The sequence below is a fragment of the Sphingomonas sp. M1A8_2b genome, assembly GCF_053345535.1.
In genome coordinates, this window is the sequence record NZ_JBKFAH010000002.1 from 362069 (window position 1) to 387396 (window position 25328).

The 25328-nt window shown below is 65.0% G+C and carries 23 protein-coding genes; 19 read left to right on the plus strand and 4 right to left on the minus strand.

Features of this window, described 5'->3' with window-relative positions; genetic code table 11:
• Positions 1-5: 5 nt before the first annotated feature.
• From ACLBWL_RS10090 to ACLBWL_RS10160, 15 genes are all read left to right on the plus strand, one after another.
• A complete protein-coding gene (locus ACLBWL_RS10090) occupies positions 6-1217 on the plus strand; it encodes an NADH-quinone oxidoreductase subunit D (protein WP_274705252.1) in 1212 nt (403 codons plus the stop codon).
• The gene (locus ACLBWL_RS10095) at positions 1217-1885 is read left to right on the plus strand and encodes a complex I 24 kDa subunit family protein (RefSeq protein ID WP_447792627.1); all 669 of its coding nucleotides are present in this window, start codon (positions 1217-1219) and stop codon (positions 1883-1885) included. Before ACLBWL_RS10090 ends, ACLBWL_RS10095 begins: the two co-directional genes overlap by 1 nt.
• Entirely contained in the window at positions 1885-3186 is a 1302-nt protein-coding gene (gene nuoF, locus ACLBWL_RS10100; protein WP_056050371.1) for an NADH-quinone oxidoreductase subunit NuoF, read from the plus strand. Before ACLBWL_RS10095 ends, nuoF begins: the two co-directional genes overlap by 1 nt.
• Positions 3186-5180, plus strand: a complete 1995-nt coding sequence (gene nuoG / locus ACLBWL_RS10105) for an NADH-quinone oxidoreductase subunit NuoG (RefSeq protein WP_447792629.1) — start codon at positions 3186-3188, stop codon at positions 5178-5180. Before nuoF ends, nuoG begins: the two co-directional genes overlap by 1 nt.
• Entirely contained in the window at positions 5177-6223 is a 1047-nt protein-coding gene (gene nuoH / locus ACLBWL_RS10110) for an NADH-quinone oxidoreductase subunit NuoH (RefSeq protein ID WP_056058320.1), read from the plus strand. Before nuoG ends, nuoH begins: the two co-directional genes overlap by 4 nt.
• Positions 6220-6705, plus strand: a complete 486-nt coding sequence (gene nuoI / locus ACLBWL_RS10115) for an NADH-quinone oxidoreductase subunit NuoI (protein ID WP_055877898.1) — start codon at positions 6220-6222, stop codon at positions 6703-6705. The genes nuoH and nuoI overlap by 4 nt, the downstream gene beginning before the upstream one ends.
• A 125-nt stretch (positions 6706-6830) precedes the next feature.
• Complete coding sequence (locus tag ACLBWL_RS10120) at positions 6831-7442, plus strand: NADH-quinone oxidoreductase subunit J (RefSeq protein WP_056048540.1); 612 nt, start codon at positions 6831-6833, stop codon at positions 7440-7442.
• Complete coding sequence (gene nuoK, locus ACLBWL_RS10125) at positions 7439-7747, plus strand: NADH-quinone oxidoreductase subunit NuoK (RefSeq protein ID WP_082441002.1); 309 nt, start codon at positions 7439-7441, stop codon at positions 7745-7747. The genes ACLBWL_RS10120 and nuoK overlap by 4 nt, the downstream gene beginning before the upstream one ends.
• A gap of 5 nt (positions 7748-7752) precedes the next feature.
• Positions 7753-9858 (plus strand): NADH-quinone oxidoreductase subunit L, encoded by a 2106-nt coding sequence (gene nuoL, locus ACLBWL_RS10130; protein WP_132739929.1) that lies wholly within the window; start codon positions 7753-7755, stop codon positions 9856-9858.
• Complete coding sequence (locus ACLBWL_RS10135; protein WP_447792633.1) at positions 9858-11393, plus strand: NADH-quinone oxidoreductase subunit M; 1536 nt, start codon at positions 9858-9860, stop codon at positions 11391-11393. Before nuoL ends, ACLBWL_RS10135 begins: the two co-directional genes overlap by 1 nt.
• Positions 11393-12838, plus strand: a complete 1446-nt coding sequence (nuoN, locus tag ACLBWL_RS10140; protein ID WP_447792635.1) for an NADH-quinone oxidoreductase subunit NuoN — start codon at positions 11393-11395, stop codon at positions 12836-12838. The genes ACLBWL_RS10135 and nuoN overlap by 1 nt, the downstream gene beginning before the upstream one ends.
• A 2-nt stretch (positions 12839-12840) precedes the next feature.
• The gene (locus ACLBWL_RS10145) at positions 12841-13572 is read left to right on the plus strand and encodes a biotin--[acetyl-CoA-carboxylase] ligase (RefSeq protein WP_447793473.1); all 732 of its coding nucleotides are present in this window, start codon (positions 12841-12843) and stop codon (positions 13570-13572) included.
• Positions 13573-13582: 10 nt separating this feature from the next.
• On the plus strand, positions 13583-14359 hold the full coding sequence (locus ACLBWL_RS10150; protein WP_447792637.1) for a type III pantothenate kinase: 777 nt from the start codon (positions 13583-13585) through the stop codon (positions 14357-14359).
• Between the two features lie 63 nt (positions 14360-14422).
• Complete coding sequence (locus ACLBWL_RS10155) at positions 14423-16060, plus strand: ribonuclease J (RefSeq protein WP_056048555.1); 1638 nt, start codon at positions 14423-14425, stop codon at positions 16058-16060.
• 4 nt (positions 16061-16064) lie between these two features.
• Complete coding sequence (locus tag ACLBWL_RS10160; protein WP_333922776.1) at positions 16065-16346, plus strand: DUF1467 family protein; 282 nt, start codon at positions 16065-16067, stop codon at positions 16344-16346.
• A gap of 153 nt (positions 16347-16499) precedes the next feature.
• On the opposite strand, the gene ACLBWL_RS10165 is transcribed toward ACLBWL_RS10160, so the two are convergent.
• Together ACLBWL_RS10165 and ACLBWL_RS10170 are read right to left on the minus strand one after the other, a co-directional pair.
• Entirely contained in the window at positions 16500-17279 is a 780-nt protein-coding gene (locus ACLBWL_RS10165) for an SDR family oxidoreductase (RefSeq protein ID WP_447792640.1), read from the minus strand.
• 95 nt (positions 17280-17374) lie between these two features.
• Positions 17375-19663: a hypothetical protein gene (locus ACLBWL_RS10170; protein WP_447792642.1), complete on the minus strand. Its 2289-nt coding sequence runs from the start codon at positions 19661-19663 to the stop codon at positions 17375-17377.
• A gap of 103 nt (positions 19664-19766) precedes the next feature.
• On the opposite strand from ACLBWL_RS10170, the gene ACLBWL_RS10175 reads away from it, so the two are divergent.
• The 4 genes from ACLBWL_RS10175 (at position 19767) to ACLBWL_RS10190 (ending at position 23845) form a co-directional block, all read left to right on the plus strand.
• Complete coding sequence (locus ACLBWL_RS10175; protein ID WP_447792644.1) at positions 19767-20060, plus strand: Hpt domain-containing protein; 294 nt, start codon at positions 19767-19769, stop codon at positions 20058-20060.
• Between the two features lie 94 nt (positions 20061-20154).
• The gene (locus ACLBWL_RS10180) at positions 20155-21336 is read left to right on the plus strand and encodes a hypothetical protein (RefSeq protein ID WP_447792645.1); all 1182 of its coding nucleotides are present in this window, start codon (positions 20155-20157) and stop codon (positions 21334-21336) included.
• Between the two features lie 35 nt (positions 21337-21371).
• The gene (locus ACLBWL_RS10185) at positions 21372-22472 is read left to right on the plus strand and encodes a DUF2336 domain-containing protein (protein ID WP_447792647.1); all 1101 of its coding nucleotides are present in this window, start codon (positions 21372-21374) and stop codon (positions 22470-22472) included.
• Positions 22469-23845, plus strand: a complete 1377-nt coding sequence (locus ACLBWL_RS10190; protein WP_447792648.1) for a sensor histidine kinase — start codon at positions 22469-22471, stop codon at positions 23843-23845. The genes ACLBWL_RS10185 and ACLBWL_RS10190 overlap by 4 nt, the downstream gene beginning before the upstream one ends.
• On the opposite strand, the gene ACLBWL_RS10195 is transcribed toward ACLBWL_RS10190, so the two are convergent.
• Positions 23819-24022, minus strand: a complete 204-nt coding sequence (locus ACLBWL_RS10195; protein ID WP_107962026.1) for a hypothetical protein — start codon at positions 24020-24022, stop codon at positions 23819-23821. The genes ACLBWL_RS10190 and ACLBWL_RS10195 overlap by 27 nt on opposite strands.
• On the minus strand, positions 24022-25305 hold the full coding sequence (locus ACLBWL_RS10200) for a citrate synthase (protein WP_056048581.1): 1284 nt from the start codon (positions 25303-25305) through the stop codon (positions 24022-24024). The genes ACLBWL_RS10195 and ACLBWL_RS10200 overlap by 1 nt, the downstream gene beginning before the upstream one ends.
• Between the last annotated feature and the right edge of the window lie 23 nt (positions 25306-25328).

Below are 25328 nucleotides of genomic sequence, written 5' to 3' on the forward strand. Positions count from 1 at the left end.
AGCTTCTGGGTGAAGCCGACGCAGCCGATCCGACGACCGGCGACGTCACGATCCAGAACTACACGATCAACTTCGGTCCGCAGCATCCGGCCGCACACGGCGTGCTTCGGCTCGTCATGGAGCTCGACGGTGAGATCGTCGAGCGCGTCGACCCGCATGTCGGCCTGCTTCACCGCGGCACCGAGAAGCTGATCGAATACAAGACCTACACGCAGGCGCTGCCGTATTTCGATCGTCTCGATTACTGCTCGCCGCTGTGCATGGAGCATAGCTGGGTGCTGGCGGTCGAGAAGCTGCTCGACCTCGAAGTGCCCGAGCGAGCGCAGTATCTGCGGGTGTTCTTTGCCGAGCTGACCCGCATCTCGAACCACATGCTCAACCTCGGCAGCCACGTCATGGACGTCGGCGCGATGACGCCGAACCTGTGGCTGTTCGAGATCCGCGAAGACTGCATGAACTTCTTCGAGCGTGTCTCCGGCGCGCGCATGCATTCGAACTATTTCCGTCCCGGTGGCGTGCATCAGGATGCACCGCTAAAGCTGCTCGCCGACATCGGCGACTGGCTCGACACGCGCCTGCCGCGGCTGTTCGAGGATGCGATCTCGCTCGTCGCGGACAACCGCATCTTCAAGCAGCGTAACGTCGACATTGCCGTGGTCAGCCGCGACGACGCGATCAAGTGGGGCTTTTCGGGTCCGATGATCCGCGGCTCTGGTATCGCCTGGGATCTGCGCAAGTCGCAGCCCTACGACGCCTATGCCAAGATGGACTTCGAGGTGCCGGTGGGCACGCGTGGCGATTGCTATGACCGGTTCATGGTGCGCGTCGAGGAAGTGCGTCAGTCCGCGCGGATCATGAAGCAGTGCCTGCGCGACATGCCCGAGGGGCCGATCGCGTCGCTCGACCGCAAGGTCGTGCCGCCCAAGCGCGGTGAGATGAAGCAGTCGATGGAAGCGCTGATTCATCACTTCAAGCTTTACACCGAGGGCTTCCACGTGCCCGCCGGTGACGTCTATGTCGCGACCGAAAGCCCCAAGGGCGAGTTCGGCGTGTATCTGGTCGCCGATGGTTCGAACAAGCCGTACCGCTGCAAGATCCGCCCGACCGCGTTCTCGCATCTGCAAGCCATGGACTTCATGGCCAAGGGCCACATGCTGGCGGATACGACCGCGATCCTCGGCGCGATGGATATTGTTTTTGGTGAATGTGACCGCTGATGGCTGAAGCTCCGAAAATTCCCGACGAGGCCGAGAACCGCGCACGCTGGGGTTCGTTCGCGTGGACGGACGAGAACCAGGTGAAGGCGAACGAGATCCTCGGGCGCTATCCCAAGGGTCGCGAGCAGTCCGCGTCGATCCCGTTGCTCGATCTGGCGCAGCGCCAGGTCGGGGCAGAAACGCAGACGCAGGGCTGGTTGCCGGTCCCGGTGATAGAGTTCGTCGCGCGTCAGATCAGCGTACCGTACATGCGCGTGTATGAGGTCGTGACCTTCTACACGATGTTCAATCTGGCGCCGGTCGGTCGCTTTCACGTCCAGGTCTGCGGCACCACGCCGTGCATGCTGCGTGGGTCGGACGACGTTCTTGCCGCGTGCAAGAACCGCGGGCTGGTCAAGGGCGGCACGACGCCGGACGGCATGTTCACGCTGACCGAGGTCGAGTGCCTGGGCACGTGCGCGAATGCGCCGATGGTGCAGATCAACGACGATAACTTCGAAGACCTCGATTACGACAAGACGACCGAGATCCTCGAGGCGCTGGCCAATGGCGGCCACCCGACGCCGGGTCCGCAGTTCGGTCGTCGCGCAAGCTGCCCTGAAGGCGGCCCGACCTCGCTGAAGGCGATGGTCGACGCGAACCACGATTACCGGGGGGAGTGGGCCTGATGCTCGCCGACAAGGACCGCATCTTTACCAACGTCTACGGTTTTCAGCCGTGGAACATCGACGCGGCTATCATGCGCGGCGATTGGGACAACACCAAGGATCTGATGGCGCTCGGCCAGGACGCGATCATCGACGTGATGAAGGCGTCTGGGCTGCGCGGCCGTGGCGGTGCGGGCTTCCCGACCGGTACCAAATGGTCGTTCATGCCGAAGGAGCCCAAGCCCGACCGGCCGAACTTCCTCGTCATCAACGCCGATGAATCCGAGCCGGGCAGCTGCAAGGATCGCGAGATCATCCGCCACGATCCGCACAAGCTGATCGAAGGCGCGCTGATCGCCGGGTTCGCGATGCGCGCGCGCGCCGCGTATATCTACATCCGCGGCGAATATATCCGCGAGGCCGAGACGTTGTTCGCGGCCGTCGCCGAGGCTTATGATCGCGGCTTCATCGGCAAGAACGCGTGCGGATCGGGCTATGACTTCGATGTGTTCGTGCACCGCGGTGCCGGCGCGTACATCTGCGGCGAAGAGACTGCGATGCTAGAGAGCCTGGAGGGTAAGAAGGGTCAGCCACGGTTGAAGCCACCTTTCCCGGCAGGTGCTGGCCTGTATGGTTGCCCAACGACGGTTAACAACGTCGAATCGATCGCGGTTGCGCCTACGATCCTGCGGCGTGGTGCGGCGTGGTTTTCCAGCTTCGGCGCGGAGAATAATCGCGGCACCAAGCTGTTCCAGATCAGCGGCCATGTGAACAAGCCGTGCGTGGTCGAGGAAGAGATGAGCATCTCGTTCCGCGACCTGATCGAGACGCATTGCGGTGGCATCCGTGGTGGCTGGGACAATCTGCTCGCGGTGATCCCGGGTGGCTCTTCGGTGCCGCTCGTGCCCGCTGCGCAGATCATGGACTGCGCGATGGACTTCGATGGCCTGAAGGCGGTCGGCTCGGGCCTCGGCACCGCGGCGATCATCGTCATGGACAAGTCGACCGATATCGTCCGCGCGATCAGCCGCATCTCGTACTTCTACAAGCATGAGAGCTGCGGCCAGTGCACCCCGTGCCGCGAGGGTACCGGCTGGATGTGGCGGGTGATGGAGCGGATGCGCACCGGCGACGCCGAGCTGTCCGAGATCGACATGCTCCAGCAGGTCACCAAGCAGGTCGAGGGTCACTCGATCTGCGCGCTCGGTGACGCAGCCGCATGGCCGATCCAGGGCCTGATCAAGCATTTCCGCCCCGAGATGGAGCGCCGTATCCGTGAGCGCGGTGGCGACACCGCGCCGATGATGGAAGCCGCAGAGTAATGCCCTTAGTCAAAGTCGATGGCGTAGAGATCGAGGTGCCTGCCGGTGCCACCGTGCTGCAGGCGTGCGAGCTTGCCGGCAAGGAGATCCCGCGTTTCTGTTATCATGAGCGCCTCAGCATTGCCGGTAATTGCCGGATGTGCCTGGTCGAGGTGAAGCCCGGTCCGCCCAAGCCGCAGGCGTCATGCGCGCTGCCGGCGGCGGACAAGCAGGAGATCTTCACCAACTCGCCGATGGTGAAGAATGCCCGCGAGGGCATCATGGAATTCCTGCTGATCAACCATCCGCTCGATTGCCCGATCTGCGATCAGGGCGGCGAGTGCGATCTTCAGGACCAGTCGGTCGCGTACGGTCGCGGTCATTCGCGCTACGACGAGAACAAGCGCGCGGTCACCGAGAAGTATATGGGCCCGATCGTCAAGACGGTCATGACCCGCTGCATCCAGTGCACGCGCTGCATCCGGTTCGCCGAGGAAGTGTCCGGCGTCGAGGAGATCGGTGCGATCTTCCGCGGCGAGGATATGCAGATCACCTCGTATCTCGAGAATGCAGTCAAGAGTGAGCTGAGCGGCAACGTCGTCGATCTGTGCCCGGTGGGTGCGCTGACGTCGAAGCCGTATGCGTTCGAGGCGCGTCCTTGGGAATTGCGCAAGACGCTGACGATCGACGTGATGGACGCGGTTGGCACCAACATCCGGCTCGACAGCCGTGGTCGCCAGGTGCTGCGTTGCGTGCCGCGGATCAACGAGGACGTGAACGAGGAGTGGGCGACCGACAAGACGCGTCACGCTATCGACGGCCTCGTGCGTCGTCGTCTCGACAAGCCGTATGTCCGCGTGAACGGCAAGCTCCAGCCCGCGACGTGGGATGAAGCGTTTGCGGCGATCAAGGCGGTCAACGCCGGGTCGAGCGTTGCAGCCGTCGCTGGCGATCTGGTCGATTGCGAGACGATGTACGCCGCCAAGGCGCTGCTCGCGAAGATGGGGTCGAGCCTGCTCGAAGGCCGTCAGACCGGCATGGACTATGACGCGACGAGCATCGCCGCGGTCAATTTCAACACGACCATCGCCGGCACCGAGCGTGCCGACGCGATCCTGCTGGTGGGCACTAATCTGCGCTGGGAAGCGCCGCTGGTGAACACGCGGGTGCGCAAGGCGATCAAGAAGGGCGCGAAGGTTTTTGCGATCGGGCCGGAAACGGACCTGACATACAAGGTCGAGTGGCTCGGCGACGATCTGGCGCTGCTCGGCAACCTGCCCGAGGCGGTGACCGAGGCGTTTGGCAAGGCTGAGCGTCCGATGGTGATCGTCGGTGGCGGCGCGCTGAAGGGTGGCCATGCCGCTGCGCTGAAGCTCGTCGATACGCTCGGCCTCGTGAAGGCGGACTGGAACGGCTTCAATGTCGTCCACATGGCGGCGTCGCGGATGGGCGGGTTGATGCTCGGCTATGCGCAGAAGGGCGGCATCTCCGACGTGATGGGGGCGAAGCTCGGCTTCTTCCTCGGCGCGGACGAGGTCGATTACTCGAAGTTCGCAGGCTTCAAGGTGTTCGTGGGGCATCACGGCGACAAGGGTGCGGCGGCGGCCGACGTCATCCTGCCGGGTGTCACCTATGCCGAGAAGTCGGGCACGTGGGTCAATCTCGAAGGGCGCGTCCAGCGCGGCGAGCGCGCTGTGTTCGCACCGGGCGATGCACGTGATGACTGGTCGATCTTCCGTGCTCTGTCCGATACGCTTGGCCACACGCTGCCGTTCGACAGCTTCGAGGGTCTGCGCGAGGAAATGTACGCGGACGTGCCTGCGCTGCGTCATCAGGCGCTCGGGACGTTCGAGTGGAACCCACCTTCGCTGAACGGCGCAGGTGAGGGCGTTCTCGCCGGCTATCCGATCAAGGACTTCTACCTGACCAACGCGATCTGCCGTGCGTCGCCGACGATGCAGCGCTGCTCGGCCGAACTTCTCCACGGGGAAGACTATGCGGAGGCAGCCGAATGATCTCCTGGTTCGAATCTTCGCTCGGTTACGACTGGGCGTTCTTCCTCGCGACGATCATCGATATCTTGGTGATCGCCCTGCCGCTGATGCTGGCGGTGGCGATGATCATCTATGCCGACCGCAAGATTTGGGCGGCGATGGCGTTGCGGCGTGGTCCGAACGTCGTCGGTCCGTTTGGTCTGTTGCAGAGCTTCGCCGACGGCCTGAAGGTGTTCCTGCAGGAGACGATCGTCCCCGCAGCCGCGAACCGGACGCTGTTCCTGCTGGCACCGATCATCACCTTCACGGTCGCGCTGATCGTCTGGGCGGTGGTGCCGTTCGGCGTCGGCGTCGTGCTCGCGGACATCAACGTGGGCCTGCTCTACGTGCTCGCGGCGTCGTCGCTCGGGGTGTACGGGATCATCCTGTCGGGCTGGGCGTCGAACTCGAAATACCCGTTCTACTCGGCGCTTCGTGCGGCCGCGCAGATGGTGTCGTATGAAGTCGCGATCGGCTTCATCCTGATTTCGGTCGTGTTGTGGACCGGCAGCTTCAACCTGTCGGCGATCGTGATGGCGCAGAAGTCGCACGTCTGGTTCTTCAACGGGTATATCCTGAACCCGCTGATGTTCCCGATGGCGGTGATGTTCTTCATCTCGTCGCTGGCCGAGACGCAGCGCGCACCGTTCGATCTGACCGAGGCGGAGAGCGAACTCGTCGCCGGGTACCAGACCGAATATTCGTCGATGTCGTTCGCGCTGTTCTGGCTCGGCGAGTACGCCAACGTGTTGCTGATGTGCGCGCTCAACGCGACGCTGTTCTGGGGCGGGTGGTTGCCACCGGTCGACTGGGCGCCACTGTATTACGTGCCGGGGATCATCTGGCTGTTCGCCAAGATCCTGTTCTTCTTCTTCCTGTTTAGTTGGGTGAAGGCGACCGTGCCGCGTTATCGCTACGATCAGCTGATGCGGCTCGGCTGGAAGGTCTTCCTCCCCGTCTCGCTGTTCTGGGTTTTCCTCGTGTCAGGCTATCTCATGCTGACGCGCGTTGGAGTGGGTTCATGAGCGTCGCTCAGATCATCAAGTCGTTTACCCTGTGGGAATTCGTGAAGGCGCACGCGTTGACGCTTCGCTATTTCTTCAAGGAAAAGGCGACGATCAACTATCCGTACGAGCGCAACCCGGTATCGCCGCGGTTCCGTGGCGAGCATGCGCTGCGTCGTTACCCCAACGGTGAAGAGCGGTGCATCGCGTGCAAGCTGTGCGAGGCCGTGTGCCCCGCGCAGGCGATCACGATCGAAGCCGAGCCGCGCGACGACGGTTCGCGCCGTACCACGCGCTACGACATCGACATGACCAAGTGCATCTATTGCGGCCTGTGCGCCGAGGCGTGCCCGGTCGATGCGATCGTCGAGGGCCCGAACTACGAGTTCGCCACCGAAACGCGCGAAGAGCTGATCTACGACAAGTCGAAGCTGCTCGATAACGGCGACCGTTGGGAAAGCGCGATCGCGGCGAACCTTGCCGCCGATGCGCCGTACCGTTAAGCGAGCGCCGCGATGACACAGATTAACTCCGTCGTCCCAGCGCAGGCTGGGATCTCGTGCCGCACGGGCGCACCCACCAACGTGAAGACCCCAGCATTCGCTGGGGTGACGGGGAAGGTGATCGCGTGATCCAGGCCTTGGCTTTTTATCTCTTCGCCTTCGTCGTCGTCCTGTCGGGCGCGCTGACGATCGCGTCGCGCAACCCGGTCCATTCGGTGATGTGGCTGATCCTCGCGTTCTTCAACGCGGCGGGTCTCATGATCCTGGTCGGTGCCGAGTTCATCGCGATGCTGCTCGTCATCGTCTATGTCGGCGCGGTCGCGGTGCTGTTCCTGTTCGTGGTCATGATGCTCGACATCGACTTCACCGAGCTGCGCGCAGGCGTCGCCCGGTATTTCGGGATCGGCCTCGCGCTCGCCGTGGCGCTTGCCGCCGAGGTGATGATCGCGATCGGCGCCTGGAGCACGGGCCCGATCCAGCTCGCACGCCGTGCCGCACCGATCGACGATACCGTGCCCAACATCCAGGCGATCGGTAACCTGCTCTACACGCGCTATCTGTTCGTGTTCGAGGGTGCCGGCCTGGTGCTGCTTGTCGCGATGATCGGGGCGATCGTGCTGACCCACCGCCAGCGCGGCGGCGTCAAGGCGCAGAACATCAGCCGCCAGAACGCGCGTCGTCCGCAGGACGCCACGCGCAACACGAGCCCGGTCGTCGGGCAGGGAGTCGAACTGTGACGATCGGTCTCGTCCATTATCTGGTCGTCGCGGCGATCCTGTTCACGATGGGGGTGCTCGGCATCTTCCTGAACCGCAAGAACCTCATCGTCATCCTGATGGCGATCGAGCTGATCCTGCTGGCGGTGAACATCAATCTCGTCGCGTTCTCGGCGTTCCTCCACGATCTCGTCGGACAGGTGTTCGCGATGTTCGTGCTGACAGTCGCCGCGGGTGAAGCCGCTATCGGCCTCGCCATTCTCGTGATCTATTTCCGCGGTCGCGGCACCATCGCGGTCGACGACGTCAACCGGATGAAGGGGTAATACGGTTGATCCAGCTTATCGTCTTCCTGCCGTTACTGGCCGCGATCGTTGCCGGGTTCGGCAATCGCGCGATCGGCAACGTGCCGGCGAAACTCGTCACCACGGCTGCGCTGTTCGCATCGTGCCTGTTGTCCTGGCCGATCTTCATCGGTTTCCTGTCGGGCACGAGCACCGCCACCGTCGCGCCGCTGCTCGACTTCATCCACTCCGGCGACATGAACGTCGCATGGTCGCTGCGCGTCGACGCTTTGACTGCGGTGATGCTCGTGGTCGTCACGTCGGTCTCGGCGCTCGTCCATCTGTATAGCTGGGGCTATATGGACGAGGATCCCGATCAGCCTCGCTTCTTCGCGTATCTGTCGCTGTTTACCTTCGCGATGCTCATGCTCGTGACCGCGAACAACCTCGTCCAGATGTTCTTCGGCTGGGAAGGCGTGGGTCTCGCATCCTACCTCCTGATCGGGTTCTGGTTCCGCAAGCCTTCCGCCAGCGCGGCGGCAATCAAGGCGTTCGTCGTCAACCGCGTCGGCGATCTCGGCTTCATGCTCGGCATCTTCGGCACGTTCCTGGTGTTCGGCACGGTCTCGATCCCCGAGATCCTCGCCGCGGCCCCTGGCATGGCGGGTTCGACGCTCGGCTTCCTCGGCTACCGCTTCGACACGATGACGGTGCTCTGCTTGCTGCTGTTCGTCGGCGCGATGGGCAAGTCGGCGCAGCTCGGCCTGCACACCTGGTTGCCGGACGCGATGGAAGGCCCGACCCCGGTGTCGGCGCTGATCCACGCGGCGACGATGGTCACCGCCGGCGTCTTCATGGTGTGCCGCCTGTCGCCGATGTTCGAGATGAGCCCGGTCGCGCTGACCGTGGTCACCTCGGTCGGTGCCGCGACCTGCCTGTTCGCGGCGACCTGCGGTCTCGTGCAGACCGACATCAAGCGCGTGATCGCGTATTCGACCTGTTCGCAGCTCGGCTACATGTTCTTCGCGGCCGGTGTCGGCGCGTACGGCGCGGCGATGTTCCACCTTTTCACGCACGCGTTCTTCAAGGCGCTGCTGTTCCTCGGCGCCGGCTCGGTCATCCATGCGATGCACCACGAGCAGGACATGCGCTATTATGGCGGCCTGCGTAAGAAGATCCCGGTGACGTTCTGGGCGATGATGGCCGGCACGCTCGCGATCACCGGTGTCGGCATCCCGGGTATCTTCGGCAACACCGCGATTGGTTTTGCAGGCTTCCATTCGAAGGATGCGATCATCGAGGCGAGCTGGGCTGCGGGTCAGCCGGGTGTGTGGTTCGTTGGTGTGCTCGTCGCACTGCTGACCAGTTTCTATTCGTGGCGCGTGATGTTCCTGACCTTCTGGGGCAAGCCGCGCTGGGCCGCGTCGGAGCACATCCAGCATGCGCTCCATGACGCACACGGTCACGATGACCACGCCCATGACGCGCATCATGCGGACGATCACCACGCGAACCCGGCGCAGGCCGAGGACGCAGGTCATGCGCCGCACGGTCATCACGACGCGGCTCACGCGCCGGCTGAAGGCGATGGTGGGTATCACCCGCACGAGAGCCCGCTGCCGATGCTGATCCCGCTGATCGTCTTGTCGATCGGTGCGGTCCTCGCCGGCTTCGTGTTCCACGGCTTCTTCATCGAGCCGACCGCAGGCGAAGAGTTCTGGAAGGGCGCACTCGCGTTCCGCGAACATCTGATGCACGAGATGCACGGCGTGCCGTTGCTTATCAAACTGTCGGCGACGATCGCGATGCTGCTCGGCCTGCTGACCGCCTGGTATGCCTATATCAAGGCACCGACGTTCCCGGCGAAGGTCGTCGAACAGTTCGGCGTGCTCTACGACTTCCTGCTGCATAAGTGGTATTTCGACGAGCTGTACGACCTGATCTTCGTTCGCCCGGCGTTCGCGATCGGCCGCTTCTTGTGGCATCGCGGTGACGAGAAGACGATCAACCGGTTCGGGCCCGACGGCGCGACCTGGGTCGTCCAGATCGGCAGCCGCGTGGCCAACCGCTTCCAGACGGGATACCTCTACACCTATGCCTTCGTCATGCTGATCGGGCTGACCGCAGCCGTAACCTGGGCGATCGGACTGTAATGACCGGCTTTCCTATCCTCTCCGTCCTGATCGCGGTCCCGATGATCGCGGCCTTCGTGTGCCTGTTCGTCTCGGCGAACACGGCGCGGACGCTGGCGCTGGCGGCGACGCTGATCGACTTCGTTCTCGGCATCATGCTGTGGATGAACTACGACATCGGCGGCGCGCAGTGGCAGTTCGTCGAGCATGCCCCCGGCATCTTCGGTCCGTTCGGCTGGTCGCTCGGCATCGACGGCTTCGCGCTGATGCTGATCATGCTCAGCGTGTTCCTGATGCCGATCTGCATCGGCGCCAGCTGGCGCTCGATCACCACCCGCGTGCCCGAATACATGGCGGCGTTCCTGTTCACCGAAGTGCTGATGATCGGCACGTTCGCGGCCCAGGACCTGTTCCTGTTCTACGTGTTCTTCGAAGCCGGCCTGATCCCGATGTACCTGATCATCGGCATCTGGGGCGGCGCGAACCGGATCTACGCGTCGTACAAGTTCTTCCTGTACACGCTGCTCGGCTCGGTCCTGATGTTCATCGCGATGCTGTACATGGCGAAGACCGCGGGGACGACCAGCATACCGGCGCTGATGAACTACGATTTCCCGGCGCACGTGCAGACGTGGCTGTGGCTGGCGTTCTTCGCATCGTTCGCGGTCAAGATGCCGATGTGGCCGGTCCACACCTGGTTGCCCGACGCGCACGTCCAGGCGCCGACCGCAGGCTCGGTGATCCTGGCGGGCGTGCTGTTGAAGCTCGGCGGATACGGGTTCCTGCGGTTCCTGCTGCCGATGTTCCCCGAAGCCTCGGGCCAGCTGACCTGGCTGATCTTCGGCCTGTCGGCGGTCGCGGTGATCTACACGTCGCTCGTCGCGCTCGTGCAGTCGGACATGAAGAAGCTGATCGCCTACTCGTCGGTCGCGCACATGGCGATCGTCACGATCGGTCTGTTCGCATTCAACCGGCAGGGCATCGAAGGTGCGATGATCATGATGCTGAGCCACGGCTTGGTATCGGGTGCGTTGTTCCTGTGCGTCGGCGTGATCTACGACCAGCTCCATACCCGCGAGATCTCGCGCTATGGCGGTCTTGCGATCAACATGCCGAAGTACGCGATCTTCTTCCTGTTCTTCACGATGGCGTCGATAGGCCTACCGGGCACCAGCGGCTTCGTCGCCGAGTTCCTGTCGCTGATGGGTACGTATCAGGTCTCGACCTGGACCGCGCTGCTCTGCACGACGAGCATCATCCTCGGCGCCGCATACATGCTGTTCCTGTATCGTCGCGTCGTGTTCGGCGAGATCAAGGCGGACGACGTCCGTGCAATGGTCGACCTGTCGGGCCGCGAGATGTGGCTGCTCGCACCGATCGCAGCCGTCGTGCTGTGGATGGGCGTGTATCCCGAGAGCTTCCTAGCACCGATGCGCAAGGACGTGGGCGTGCTTCTCGCTCGTGTCGATCGCGCCAAGCCGGCCAGCGATTCCAACCCAACCGCGGGGAAGCCCGCCGCAACCGTCCATAGTGCCGCGCACGGGGAGGCACACTGATGGATTACGCCGCTAACATCGCAATGACGCTGCCCGAACTGGTGCTGGCGTTGGGTGCGATCGCCCTGATGCTCGTCTCGGCCTGGGGCGGGGACAAGTCCACGCGCGCCGTCTCGATCGCCGCCGTCTTCGTACTGGTCGGGGCAGGGATCGCATTGGTCGGTCCGGCGTCGTCGGGCGGCTATGCGTTCGACGGCCTGTACCGCGCGGACGCGTTCGGCGCGTTCGCCAAGGTGCTGATCTACATCGCCTCGGCGGTTGCGATCGTGATGGCGCCGCGCTTCTTCGCGCGGACGCACGGCGATGATCTGCGCCCGGAATATCCGGTGCTGATCCTGCTGTCGGCTTGTGGCATGGGGATCATGGTCTCGGCCACCGACATGCTGACGCTGTATGTCGGCCTCGAACTCCAGAGCCTTGCGGCCTATGTCCTCGCCAGCTTCATGCGGCGCGACGGGCGTTCGGCAGAAGCCGGCCTGAAGTATTTCGTGCTCGGCGCGCTCGCCAGCGGAATCCTGCTGTACGGCATCTCGCTGGTCTACGGGTTCAGCGGCACGACGTTGTTCTCGGGTATCTCGGAAGCCTATGCCGGCACAAAGTCGCTCGGCCTGCTGTTCGGTCTGGTGTTCGTGTTCGCGGGGCTCGCGTTCAAGATCAGCGCCGTGCCGTTCCACATGTGGACGCCCGACGTGTATGAGGGTGCACCGACCCCGGTCACCGCGTTCTTCGCGTCGGCGCCCAAGGTCGCGGCGCTTGCGCTCAGCGTCCGCGTGGCGGTGGATGCGATGGGCCCGGCGACCGACCAGTGGCGTCAGATCGTGATCTTCGCGGCACTCGCCTCGATCATCCTCGGTGCGGTGGCAGCGATCGGCCAGACCAACATCAAGCGCCTACTCGCCTATTCGTCGATCAACAATGTCGGCTTTGCGTTGATCGGTCTTGCGGCCGGGACTCCGGAAGGCGTGTCGGGCGTGCTGATGTACCTGACGATCTACGTCGCGATGACACTGGGTTCTTTCCTGGTCGTGTTACAGATGCGCGGTGACGACGGCCAGCCGGTCGAGACGATCGACAGCCTCGCCGGCATGTCGCGGACGCGGCCTGCACTGGCGGCGGCACTGGCGATCTTCATGTTCAGCCTCGCCGGCATCCCGCCGCTGTTCGGCTTCTACGCGAAGTTCGCGGTGTTCAGCGCAGCGGTCGACGCCGGGCTGTTCCCGCTGGCGGTGGTCGGCATCGCGGCTTCGGTGATCGGCGCATATTATTACCTGCGCGTCGTCAAGACGATGTATTTCGACGATCCGGCCCCCGCGTTCGCGCCGATGGAGAGCAAGGTCGAGGGTGGCCTGATCGCCATCGCCGCCGTGTTCGTGTCGCCAGCCGGCTACCTCCTCATCCCCGTGCTCGGCGCGTGGACGATGGCGGCCGCACGGGCGTTGTTCTGAGCATCATCCGCACCGTCGCGGAGACAGGATCGACCAACGCCGACCTGCTGGAGCTTGCACGCGGCGGTGCCGAGGACGGTCTCTGGTTGCGCGCGATCCGGCAGACGGCGGGGCGGGGGCGGCTCGGGCGCGAATGGTCGTCGCCCGAGGGTAACCTCTACGCGAGCACGCTCGTCCGGTTGCGGCCGAACGATCCGCCAGCCGCCAGCCTCGCGCTGGTCGCTGCCGTCGCCTTGCAGGAAACCGTCTCGACGTTCCTAGTCGCCGGGATCTGCCAAGGCACGACCGACGCGAGCGAGACGCTGGTCCTGAAATGGCCGAACGACCTGCTGCTCGCGGACGCCAAGCTGTCGGGCATTCTGCTCGAACGCGCCGACAATGCGGTGATCGTCGGCTACGGCGTCAACATCGCGCATCATCCCGATCTGCCCGATCGCGTGACGACCGATCTCGCCGCGCACGGCGTTGTGGTCGAGCCGGCGATGTTCCTCGACATCCTCGCCGACAGTTTCGCGCGCTGGATCGGCCGTTGGCGCACCGAGGGCATTGCTCCCGTTCGCGAGCGCTGGGTCGATTGCGCGCACCCGGCTGGCACTGCGCTGACCGCTCGCCTTCCGGATGGCAGCGGGATCGATGGCCTGTTCGTTGGGCTCGACACCGACGGCGCGCTGATCCTGCGCTTGGCGTCTGGCGAGCGGCGTGTCATTCACGCTGCCGACGTCTTCCTGCTTTGAGGCCCCGCTGATGCTGCTCGCGATCGATGCCGGCAATACCAATGTCGTGTTCGCGCTGGTCGAAGCCGGCGAGATCGTCGCACGTTGGAGGATCGCGACCGATCCTAGGCGGACGGCGGACGAGTATGCGGTGTGGCTGAGCCAGTTGATGCAGCTTGGCGGGCATGATCGTAACGCGGTCGAGGGCGTGATCGTTGCCACCGTCGTGCCGCGCGCGCTCCACAATCTTCAGGTGCTGGCGTCGAAATACTTCAACACCGACGCGCTGATCGCCGGCCATGCGCCGATCGAATGGGGCATCGCGATCGACGTCGACGAGCCTGCGTCGCTGGGTGCCGATAGGGCGGTCAACACGATCGCCGCGCATGCGCTGCATCCCGGCGACCTGATCGTGATCGATTTCGGCACCGCGACCACGTTCGACGTCGTCGACTATAGCGGCGCATACAAGGGCGGGATCATCGCGCCGGGGATCAACCTGTCGCTCGACGCGCTGGTGACGGCTGCGGCGAAGCTGCCGCGGATCGCGATCGAGGCGCCGACGGACACCAGCGTCATCGGGCTCAACACCGTCTCGCAGATGCACATCGGCATCTATTGGGGCTATGTCGCGATGATCGAGGGGCTGGTCGCGCGGATGAAGCGCGAGATCGGCCGTCCCGTGAAGGTCGTCGCCACCGGCGGGCTCGCCACATTATTCGAGAAACAGACCGACGTGTTCGACGTCATCGAAGCCGACCTGACGATCCAGGGGCTGGCGATGATGTGGGATCGTCACCATATCTAGGGCCATTGGGCTCGCGCCGACCGGCCTGCGGGCCATATTCCTGTATAATCCTGAAAGTAATCAATGACTCCGAAGAACGAACTCCTTTTCTGTGGCCTTGGCGGCTCCGGCGAAATCGGCATGAACGTCAATCTGTACGGGTGCCAGGGCAAGTGGGTGATGGTCGATCTCGGCATCACCTTCGCCGATCCGCAATATCCCGGCGTCGACGTCATTTTGCCCGACCTGTCCTTCATCGAGGACCGGATCGACGACCTGCTCGGCATCGTCATCACGCATGGCCATGAGGATCATATCGGCTCGCTGCCGTATCTTGCCGAAGACCTCGGCGTGCCGATCTACGCAACGCCGTTCACGATGGGGCTGATCCGCGGCAAGCTCGAGGAAGAGGGCATCGCCAACCGCGTGAAGCTCAAGATGATCCCGATGGGCGGCAATTTCCAGCTCGGGCCGTTCGGGTTCACCTTCGTCGAGATGTCGCATTCGATCCCCGAGGCGAACGCGCTGCTGATCGACACGCCTTACGGTCGCGTGTTCCACACCGGCGACTGGAAGCTCGACAAGAATCCGGTGATCGGCAACCCGACCACCCCCGAGGGCTTTATGGCGATCGGCGACAAAGGCGTCGACGTGCTGGTTTGCGATTCGACCAACATCTTCAACACCACTGCGTCGGGCAGCGAGAGCACGGTCCGCAAGGGACTGTTCGAGGAGGTCAGCAAGGCCAAGGGCCGGGTGATGATCACCAGCTTCGCGTCGAACGCCGCGCGGCTGCACACGTTCGGCGAAGTCGCGAAGGAAACCGGGCGCAAGCTGTGCGTGACTGGGCGTTCGCTCGACCGGATCATCAAGGTCGCGCGCGCGACGGGGTATTTGAAGGATTTCCCCGACACGATCAGCCCCGACGAAGCGATGCGCCTGCCCAAGAACAAGGTGCTGATCATCGCGACCGGCGGTCAGGGTGAGGAGCGCGCGGCGCTCGCGCGCGTCGCCAATGGCCAGCACACGATCACGCTCGACGCCGACGACACGGTGATCTTCTCGTCGAAGCAGATCCCGGGCAACGAGGTCCAGATCGGTCGCATCCAGAACACGCTGGCGGCCAAGGGCATCCGCATGATCACCGAGCGCCAGGCGCACGTCCATGTCTCGGGTCACCCGGGTCAGCCGGAACTCGCGCAGATGTACGATTGGCTGCGTCCTGAGGTACTCGTGCCGACGCATGGCGAGATGCGCCACATGATGGAGCATGCGCGCTTCGGTCTCGAGCAGGGCATTCCGCGCGCGATCGTGCAGAGCAACGGCGACATCATCCGCTTGGCGCCCAAGGGCCCGGCGAAGATCGGTAACGCGACGGTCGGGCGCCTGGTGCTCGACGGCGACGTGATCCTGCCGGCGGACGGCGCGACGCTGAGCGAGCGGCGCAAGCTGGCGATCAACGGCCAGATTTCGGTCGGTGTCGCGCTCGGTAAGGACGGCCGGATGGTCGGCCAGCCGCAGGTCCGCGTGCAGGGCGTGCCGGTCGAGGAAGACCGCGCGGCATTCATTGCCGATGCTGTGCAGGCGGCGGCCGACACGGTGCGCGGCGGCAAGCGCGAGAGCGAGAAGATGCGCGAGCAGATCCGTCTCGCGGTGCGCAAGGTCGCCAAGCGCTGGACCGGCAAGCAGCCGATCGTCGACGTCCTGCTGATCGAGGGCTGATCGGATGCGCTGGACCTCGGCACTCGCGATCTACGTCCTGTTCTGGGCGTTCTCGGTGTTCCTGGTCCTGCCATTCGGGGTGAAGACGACGCGCGAGGTCGGGGGCGAACACGTCCCCGGCCAGGCCGAGAGCGCGCCGCACGAGTTTCGCTCGGGGCGGACGGCGTGGCGGGTGACGGTGGTGGCGACGGTGTTGTTTGTGCTGTTCCAGCTGAATTATTCTTACGGGTGGATCACCCCGCAAAGCGTCGACCTGTTCGACCGAGGGAACATGGTCACGCGCTAAGGCGTAAGTAGCGTCTAATCCTCCCCCGCTAGGGGGAGGTGGCTGGCCTTGGCCAGACGGAGGGGGAGGCACGCGCCAACCTCTGTTGCGTGTCCTCCCCCTCCGTCACCTTCGGCGACACCTCCCCCTTGCGGGGGAGGATTATAAGCGCGGTCATCCCGGCGTAGCGGCCGAGCCCGCCAGCATCCCACCATCGATGTTGATCTCCGTCCCCGTGATATACGTGGCCTCGTCCGACGCCAGCATCACCGCCACCGCGGCGACCTCGTCCGGCATCCCGAACCGCTTCAACGGCGTATCGGCCACCAGCGCCGCCATCCGCGCTTCGCGGTCCGGCCCATCCCCAAGCATCGGCTCCCAGATCGGCGTCAGGATCGCCGCCGGATGCACTGAGTTGCAACGGATTTTCCATCCCTGCTGCGCGCAATACAGCGCCACCGTCTTGCTGTGATTGCGGATCGCCGCCTTCGACGACGCATACGCCGAGGCGAGGGGGATGCCGACCAGCCCGGACCGTGACGAGATGTTGATGATCGAGCCGGTCCCCGCAGCCTTCATCGCGCCGATCGCATAGCGGCAGCCGAGGAACGTGCCATCAAGATTGACCGCATGGACCGCGCGCCATTCCGCCAGGCTCGCATGTTCGGGATCGTGCGCAACCATGCCGTGCTCGAAACCGGTAATGCCGGCGTTGTTGACGACAACGTCGGCGACCGGAACGATCTCCGCCAGTCGTTGCCAGTCCGCTTCTTTGCGGACGTCCAGCTTTTCGAACCGGCAGCCGATCGCCGCCGCAGTCTCGGCGCCAATAATTTCGTCGATATCGGTGAGGATGACGATGGCGCCGTCGTCATGGAAGCGTTCGGCGATCGCGCGGCCGATGCCCCGCGCTGCGCCGGTGATGACGCACGTCTTTGTATTCAGTCTTGGCATGTGAGCCTCGAATTTGAGTCCGGTCGGCGGATTGCTCCGCTGGCGATGGCCGCGTCAGCAGTGCCGCTGGATCATGTCGAAGACTCCCGTTCAGTTCAGCGCAGGCGTTCGATCGCCTGCGCCAGCGCGACATACAGCTTGCCCATGTCCGACGACAGCAACGTCACCCCGAGCGGCGACCCGTCCCGCTGCGTCAGGATCGCGCGGAGCATCGCTTCGAAGTCGTGAATGTAGCGGTTGACCATGTCGCGAAACGCTTCGTTGTCGTCATAAAGCGCGGCGATCTCACGGACTTCGCTGGCGTCGAGGATCCGCACCGCACGGCGCGTGAAGACGCCGCGGTCGCCCTTGAGATATGCGCCCCAGGCGCTGTCGGAGATTTCCGGTGCGATCGCCTTGGTAATGTCGATCGAAGCCGAGTTCAGCGATTCGATCAGCAGCGAGACGCGGCGCGCGAAGGTATCGCGCTCGGCCTCGTCGCGCTCGGCGCGTGCGTCTTCGATCCGGGTTTCGACGATCGCGGTCTGGTCGACGATCGCCTGAACCTGATGCGAGAGCCGCTCGGTCGCCTGAGTCGCGGCGGCGACCGCGCTATCCGTGGTGTCGATGATCGCGCGGACCTGGCGCTCGACGGTGTCGTTGGTCGCGCGGCGCATCGCGTCGGCGCTGGCGGCCTCGAGCGCAGCCGCAGCTTCGGGTATGACCTTAGACAGAGTCTCGCGCGCCTTGTCGGCGGCGACTGCGGCAGTGTCACGGACGCGGTGAAGCGCCTCGATCAACTGCGGTGCGGCGTCCTCGGCGAAGTGCTGCGTCCGGCCGATCACTTCGTCGACCATCTGGCCGAGCGCATCTGCCTTCGCGCGGCCGGTGTTGAGCGTGTTGAGCAGGTCGGTCGAGAGGTGGTCGAGCACGAGCCGCTGTTCACCGATGACGCCAGCAATCGCCTCGATCGCGTCGTGCGTGCTTTCCGCCGCGGTGACCAGCGCAAGCAGTTCGGGGCGGGCCGAGACGACGATCGACTTGCTGGCGAGCACATGCGAATCGAGCCGGCCGAGCGCTTCGGGCATCGTCTCGTCGATCTCGCGCGCGGCGGCGTCGAGCGCGACCAGCAGCGTTTCGGTCGTGGCGATCGTCCGCTGCGCCATGTCGTCACCAGCGCGCAGCGCCTCGGTCATCGCATCCGCCGAGCCGCCGAGCGCGCTGATAGACGCGGCAAGGCTTTGTGTGCGCTCGGTGCCGTGGCGGTGGAGCGCTTCGATCCGCGTCTCGACATCGCCGAGCCCGGTGTGGAGATCATCGACGATCCGGTCGCCGGCGCTGCGTTGCAGGTCGAGGCGGATCGCTACGCGCTCGATCGCATCCTCGACGGCGGCGATGCGGAGCGCGAGCGCCTCGGCACTGTCGCGCGCGGCGCTGTCGATCGCGGCTTGATTGGCGCCGACCATCGCCAGCATCGCGTCGCCCTGCGCGGCAATGCCCCGGCGCGAGAGATCGACCGCGTCGGCAGTACGGTTGAGCAGCGCGTCGACCGCGGCGGACATGCCGTCGGTGACCGATTCGAGATGCGCGCCGGCGGTCTGGCTGGTGGCCTCCATGCGGACGATATGCGCGGCGAGCCGTTGCGCGGCGCCGCTCGCCATCGCATCGGCCTCGCGCCCACGTTCGGCAAGCGCGACGATCTGCGCGTCGAGGGCTGCGGCATGTTCGCTCGCCGACAGCCCGGTGCGTTCGAGGCGTTTGGCGACGTCGTCGATATCCGCCTGCGCGCGGGGAAGCGTCGCGATCAGAACGCCGAGGCTGGTCTGTGCGCCGGCGGTCGAGGTAGCGAGGTTGCGGGCATGCGCGGCGGCCTGGTCGATCTCAGACGCCATGCCGCGGCCGATCGCGGCAAGCTGTTCGGTCGCGCCGTTACCCATGTGCAGGAACGTTTCGACCTGCTCGGCGAGTTGCGCGCGGTTGGCTTCGATCGTGTTCGACAGCGCGGCGACGGTGCGCTCCAGGCTCGCAGCTTCGTCGCGCATAGCCTGTGCGGTGATGCCGAACCGATGCGCCTCGGCACGGCTGGTCCGCATCGCGAGCAGCCAGACGATGCCGATCAGGACAGGCACCACGCACAGCGCGGCAAGGAACTGGACGAGCGCGACGGGCGCGATCGTCGCCAGCGCATCGCGCGACATCCAGACCATGCCCACTAGCCACGCGAGCACGACCGCAATGGCGAGCCCTGCGAACAGGCGACCATGGCCACGCGCGGGTTCATCCATCTCGAACGCTTCGAAAGTTTCCTGGATCGCGCTGTGGGGCATAGGGTCCGATACCGGTTCCATCACGATATCCGGGCGAATGGGATGGGCATTGCCTGCCGCCGCACGAAACCCGATCATTGGCGAACCCCCGTTCATGAAATTGCGAGGTATCACGAAACGTGGGCCGACAAAACGTCTAGTGCAATCTTCTCTTAAGCATCCGTCCGGTAACAAGGGCGACATGGCGTATGATCCCGGAGCAATCGATACGACGCTGGCGGCTGCGGTCGGCGACGAGCCCGTCCTGATCGCCGAATTGCGACTCGCTTTCGTAGAGAGCGCGGAAAGGGCGTTGACCGCGATGACGCTGGCGCCCGACGCCGAGGAGTGGCGGGCTGCGGCATGGCGGCTGAAGGGACTGGCCGCGAGCTTCGGCGCGGTCCGGTTGATGACGATCGCGACCGCGGTGGCGGAGGGCGATCCGCGCGACACCGAAGGCCTCAAGAAGCTTCGCCGCGCCATCGCGCGACTCTGAGTTTGGGGGCATGACGGCGGACTGGACCGGATCGGGGCCCATTCCACCCGAACGCGGGCTTTGCAGGACGGCATCGACCGCCTAACAGCCAACGATGCTTGCCGGCCTCTTATTTGCAATTCACGACGCCGACGATCGTCCCGATCGTCTGGCCGCGACGCTGCCGTTCAGCGGCGTCACGCTTATCGAATACCAGGCGCGATTGCTGATCGCGGCCGGCGTGTCGCAGGTGATCGTCGTCGTCGCGCGGATGACGCCCGAACTGCTCGGCGCGATCAACCGCATCGGTCGGCGCGGCGTGACCGTCGATACGGTGCGATCGGCCACCGAAGCTGTCGAGAAACTCCATCCGCTCGCGCGTGTCCTGATGCTCGGCGACGGGCTCGTCACGACCGACGCGATCGTCAAGGCGATGGCCGCCGAAGAGGGCGATTGCCTGCTCGTCGTTCCCGAGGCCGATGCGGGGCCGGGGTTCGAACGCGTCGGGGGGCAGATGGCCTGGGCGGGGGTCGCACGGCTGACTGCGAGCCGGATCGCCGAAGTCGCAGGGCTGCCGCAGGATTACGACCTGCAATCGTCGCTGCTGCGGTTCGCGGTGCAGTCGCGCGCGACGCAAGTGCTGTTGCCGACCGATGCGGTGCGTGGCGGGCACGGTATCGAACGCGAGGCACGGACGCTGGAAGAGCGTGGGCGTGCGGTGTTGATGACGATCGTGTCGGGGCGGCGCGGCTGGTTCGACCGGTTCGTTCTCGCGCCGATCGCGCGGCTCGCGCTGCCGCTGTTGGTCGATCGCGGCGCGGCCGGGGCCAGTGTCGGCGCTATCGGGCTGGCGCTGGGTGTCGCCGGGCTGGGGACGATCGGCTTCGGGTTGGTCTCGACCGGTCTCGTGATCGCGCTGGTCGCCTGCATCGCATTGTCGCTCGGCTCGGTGCTGAGTGGCCTGCGCGACGAGGCGCCGCTGGCGCAGTGGCAGACGCTGGCGATCGGCGGCGTTGTGGCGGCTGCAGTCCTCGTTTTCGCCTTCATGATCGCGGGACAGGCGGGGGAGAATACCGCGTTGGCGATCGGCACCGCGCTGATCGCGATCGGGGGCCTGGCGGAACGCGCGATTCTCGAACGTGGTCGTCGGCTCGGGTGGGGGAGCCCGGCCGCCTATCTGCTGATCGTGGCGGTGTTCGCCGTGCTCGGCTTTCCGGTCTTCGGGCTTGGTTTTGCCGCTGTATATGCGACGGCCACTCTGGCGGATGCGATCGAACGACTTCGTCGCGATCCTTAGGCGGTCTTTAACGACAGGGGATTACCTAACGGATCATGTCTGTCGGCCAAGACCCAGTGCAGGACGCTCCGCCGTCCCTCGACGCGCCCGTTGCCCGGGCGGAAGCCGCGCGTCTTCGCGCCGAGACGCGGCTGGCGGGAACGATCGCCGACTTCTTCCTCGATGCCGACGCGCGGCTGGACGATCGTACCCGGCTGATGCTGGCGAATGTCCTCGGCGGGATCGTCGAGGCGATCGAGGCCGACATCCGCCGCCATGCCGCGCGATTGCTCGCCGGGCAGGGGCTGACCAAGGCGGGTGAGACGGTCCTGCGACCAAGAGGTGCGGGTGTCGTCGCCCGGCTGACGCACGCCGGGCTGCTACGCGACGAAGAGCTCATGGACGAGCTGATCGCGCGGGTGCGCCACGATCTGATCGCCGCATCGCTACCCGTCGAGAGCGCCGATCCGGACGAGGCGAGCCTGCTGGTCCGGTTGGCTGGCGTACCCGACCGCGTCGTCGCGTCGGCCGCGTCGGCGTTGCTGGCAGCGGAAAGCCGACGCCGCGTGGCTAACGAACAGGGCACGGCCAGCGGCAGCGAACTGCCCGCCGAACTCCATCACCGGCTGGTCTGGTGGGTCGCCGCCACGATCCGCGATGAGCAGCGCGCGACGACGCGCGAAATCGACCGGGCGATCACCGACGCCGCCGAGCGCAGTCTCGCCGCACACGACGAAGGCGAGCGCGCGGATGCGATCGCGATGCGGCTGGCGGGGGCGATGGATGCGCGACCCAACGAGCTGCCCGCAGTGCTGGTGGAAGCGATCGGCGATCGTCGGCTTTCGCTGTTCGTCGCGGTGCTGGCGCAGGCGCTGGGAATCGCGTTCGATCAGGCGCGGGCGATCACGCTCGAACCCGATGGCGACCGGCTATGGCTGGCGTTGCGCGCGATCGACCTGGATCGGCCGACGATCGCCAGGATCGGGCTGGCGTTGTCCGAAGCCGATCCGCGGCGCGATATCGAGGCGTTCGCCGATGCGCTCGACGATATCGTCGCGGTCGGTGTGACGGACGCGCAGGCCTCGATCGCCCCGCTGGCGTTGAACCGTGATTTTCGGCTGGCCTTGCGGGCACTTGCGCGTACGGATCGGCGATGACGATGTTCGATCCCACGACCGAAAACCCGATCGCGCATGCCATCGTCGCCGCTGACGGCACGCTCGCATTCGCCGATCCGGCGCTGATCGCGCTCAATCAGCGCGCGGGCGGGATGCGCGGTGCTCCGCTGGCCGTGCCGCAGCTGGCGACGATCGCGCGACTTGCACGGCGGCTCGGGATCGTCGTGTCGCGCGGCGTGGTGGTCGCCGACGACGAGGCGGATGTCGACCTCTGGGTTCGCGCTCAGCCAGACGGCGAGAATGTCCGCCTGACCGTCAGCGGGTGGCGCGAGATCGCGGCGTGGCGACCCGCGCGGCCGTCCCCCGATATGCAGACCGATTTTCTGGGAAGCGACACCGACTGGCGCTGGGAAACCGACGCGGCGCTGCGCTTGACGTTCGTCACGCTGGAGGCGGGGCCGAAACACGGCTTCGACCCGTTCGCGTTGCTCGGCCAACCGCTAACGGCGATGTTCGCCTTCGATTCCGCATCGGACGGCGCGTTGCCGATTCTCGATTCGCTTGCCCGGCGCCGTGCGATGACGGCGCAGCCTGCGCGACTGCGGAGTTCGGATCGCGGGGTGATGCTGACCGCCAATGTCCGCTATGACGTGTCGGGCGATTTCGCCGGGTTCGTCGGTGCGGCACGCGTTGTCGAAGATACACCGCCCTCCGCCGAGCCCACCGTCCTCTCGTCGACTTTCACCACCGGGCTCGACAAGGCGTTGCGCGTGCCGCTCGCGCGGATCGTCGCGAATGCCGACAGCATCAATGCACAATCCGATGGTCCGGTGCAGGGCGACTATGCCGACTATGCCGCCGACATCGCCACCGCCGGGCGGCACCTCCTGTCGCTCGTCGATGACCTCGTCGATCTGCAGGCGGTCGAACGGCCCGACTTCGCGATCCCACCCGAGCCGATCGACCTTGCGGATGTCGCGCGCCGCGCAGCCGGGCTGTTGACGGTCCGCGCGGCCAATGCCGGCGTGTTTATCGCCCGCCCCGCGACCGATCAGCGCATACCTGCGATCGGCGATTTTCGCCGGGTCCTACAGATCCTGGTCAATTTGATCGGCAATGCACTGCGCTATTCGCCGCGGGGATCCGATGTTTTGGTCACCGTCACGCGGGACGCTACGCACGCGGTTCTGACGGTTGCCGATCACGGCAAGGGTATCGCGCCCGACGATCAGGTACGGATTTTCGAGAAGTTCGAGCGGGTCGATCCGTCCGAGGCCGGCGGCAACGGACTCGGCCTGTATATCGCACGGCGCTTGGCGCGGGCGATGCAGGGGGATCTCACGGTAGAAAGCACACCCGGCGAAGGCGCGCGGTTCGTATTGACCTTACCGGCGGATCCGGCGCGCCACTAGGATCAGCGCGAGGCCGAACGCGGCGAGGAATGCGCCGCGATCCGCCCAAGGCCGCTGGTCGAGCATGAAGCTCGACTGCGGCCAGTGGACGTATCCGAGCCCCTGACCGATCCAGAGCAGACCCATCAGCGCGCTGAGCACGCCGACGATCATCAGGATCGGCCGAAGCGTCTTCATCAGCGTGACGCCATCGGGACGTAGTCACGTGCAGTCGGGCCGCTGTAGAGCTGGCGCGGGCGGCCGATCTTCTGGTCGGGATCGGTGATCATCTCGTTCCACTGCGCGACCCAGCCGACGGTGCGGGCGAGCGCGAAGAGGACGGTGAACATCGACGTCGGGAAGCCGATCGCCGACAGGATCACGCCCGAATAGAAATCGACGTTCGGGAACAGCTTCTTCTCGATGAAGTACGGATCGCTCAGCGCCAGACGCTCGAGCTCGATCGCGACGTCGAACACGGGGTCGGTGACGCCCAACTCGCCGAGCACTTCCTTGACGGTCGTCTGCATGACGGCCGCGCGCGGATCGTAGTTCTTGTAGACGCGGTGGCCGAAGCCCATCAGGCGGAACGGATCGTTCTTGTCCTTCGCGCGCGCGATATACTCGGGGATGCGATCGACGGTGCCGATCTCATGCAGCATGTTGAGCGCGGCTTCGTTCGCGCCGCCATGCGCGGGGCCCCACAGGCAAGCGATGCCGGCGGCGATGCACGCGAACGGGTTGGCGCCCGACGAGCCGGCGAGACGGACGGTCGAGGTCGACGCGTTCTGCTCGTGATCGGCGTGGAGGATGAAGATGCGGTCCATCGCCTTTTCGACGATCGGGTTCACGACATACTTCTCGGCGGGCACGCCGAACGTCATCTTCAGGAAATTGCCGGTGTAGCTCAGCGTGTTGTCCGGATAGACGAACGGCTGGCCGACGCTGTACTTGTACGCCATCGCAGCGATCGTCGGCATCTTGGCGATCAGGCGGTGCGACGCGATGACGCGCTGCGCCGGATCGTGGATATCGGTCGAATCGTGATAGAAGGCCGACAGCGCGCCGACGACACCGCACAGGATCGCCATCGGATGCGCGTCGCGGCGGAAGCCACGGAAGAATTGCGCGAGCTGCTCGTGCACCATCGTGTGACGCGTGATCGTGTTGGAAAAGTTCGCCAGCTCGTCTTCGCTCGGCAGTTCGCCGTTGAGCAGGAGGTACGCGACTTCCATGAAGTTCGACTGCTCGGCCAGTTCGCCGATCGTGTAGCCGCGGTGCAGCAGCGTGCCCGCGTCACCATCGATATAGGTCAGCTTCGACTGGCACGACGCCGTCGAGGTGAAGCCTGGATCATAGGTGAAATTGTCCGTCTGCGCGTACAGCTTGCGGATATCGATGACATCGGGTCCGACCGTACCGGACATCACCGGATACTCGAAATCCTTGCCGTCGACCTTGAGGGTTGCGGTCTCGCTCATGCTTGTATCCTTCCTCGAAATCT

Excerpts from the sequence above, each read along its gene's own strand:
- ACLBWL_RS10190 (WP_447792648.1), top strand. The coding sequence starts at position 22,469 with ATGACGATGTTCGATCCCACGACCGAAAACCCGATCGCGCATGCCATC.
- ACLBWL_RS10175 (WP_447792644.1), top strand. The coding sequence starts at position 19,767 with ATGGCGTATGATCCCGGAGCAATCGATACGACGCTGGCGGCTGCGGTC.
- ACLBWL_RS10160 (WP_333922776.1), top strand. The coding sequence starts at position 16,065 with ATGCGCTGGACCTCGGCACTCGCGATCTACGTCCTGTTCTGGGCGTTC.
- nuoN (WP_447792635.1), top strand. The coding sequence starts at position 11,393 with ATGGATTACGCCGCTAACATCGCAATGACGCTGCCCGAACTGGTGCTG.
- nuoF (WP_056050371.1), top strand. The coding sequence starts at position 1,885 with ATGCTCGCCGACAAGGACCGCATCTTTACCAACGTCTACGGTTTTCAG.
- nuoI (WP_055877898.1), top strand. The coding sequence starts at position 6,220 with ATGAGCGTCGCTCAGATCATCAAGTCGTTTACCCTGTGGGAATTCGTG.
- ACLBWL_RS10185 (WP_447792647.1), top strand. The coding sequence starts at position 21,372 with ATGTCTGTCGGCCAAGACCCAGTGCAGGACGCTCCGCCGTCCCTCGAC.
- ACLBWL_RS10165 (WP_447792640.1), bottom strand. The coding sequence starts at position 17,279 with ATGCCAAGACTGAATACAAAGACGTGCGTCATCACCGGCGCAGCGCGG.
- ACLBWL_RS10195 (WP_107962026.1), bottom strand. The coding sequence starts at position 24,022 with ATGAAGACGCTTCGGCCGATCCTGATGATCGTCGGCGTGCTCAGCGCG.
- ACLBWL_RS10180 (WP_447792645.1), top strand. The coding sequence starts at position 20,155 with ATGCTTGCCGGCCTCTTATTTGCAATTCACGACGCCGACGATCGTCCC.
- nuoG (WP_447792629.1), top strand. The coding sequence starts at position 3,186 with ATGCCCTTAGTCAAAGTCGATGGCGTAGAGATCGAGGTGCCTGCCGGT.
- ACLBWL_RS10200 (WP_056048581.1), bottom strand. The coding sequence starts at position 25,305 with ATGAGCGAGACCGCAACCCTCAAGGTCGACGGCAAGGATTTCGAGTAT.
- ACLBWL_RS10155 (WP_056048555.1), top strand. The coding sequence starts at position 14,423 with ATGACTCCGAAGAACGAACTCCTTTTCTGTGGCCTTGGCGGCTCCGGC.
- ACLBWL_RS10095 (WP_447792627.1), top strand. The coding sequence starts at position 1,217 with ATGGCTGAAGCTCCGAAAATTCCCGACGAGGCCGAGAACCGCGCACGC.
- ACLBWL_RS10135 (WP_447792633.1), top strand. The coding sequence starts at position 9,858 with ATGACCGGCTTTCCTATCCTCTCCGTCCTGATCGCGGTCCCGATGATC.
- nuoH (WP_056058320.1), top strand. The coding sequence starts at position 5,177 with ATGATCTCCTGGTTCGAATCTTCGCTCGGTTACGACTGGGCGTTCTTC.
- ACLBWL_RS10150 (WP_447792637.1), top strand. The coding sequence starts at position 13,583 with ATGCTGCTCGCGATCGATGCCGGCAATACCAATGTCGTGTTCGCGCTG.
- ACLBWL_RS10170 (WP_447792642.1), bottom strand. The coding sequence starts at position 19,663 with ATGATCGGGTTTCGTGCGGCGGCAGGCAATGCCCATCCCATTCGCCCG.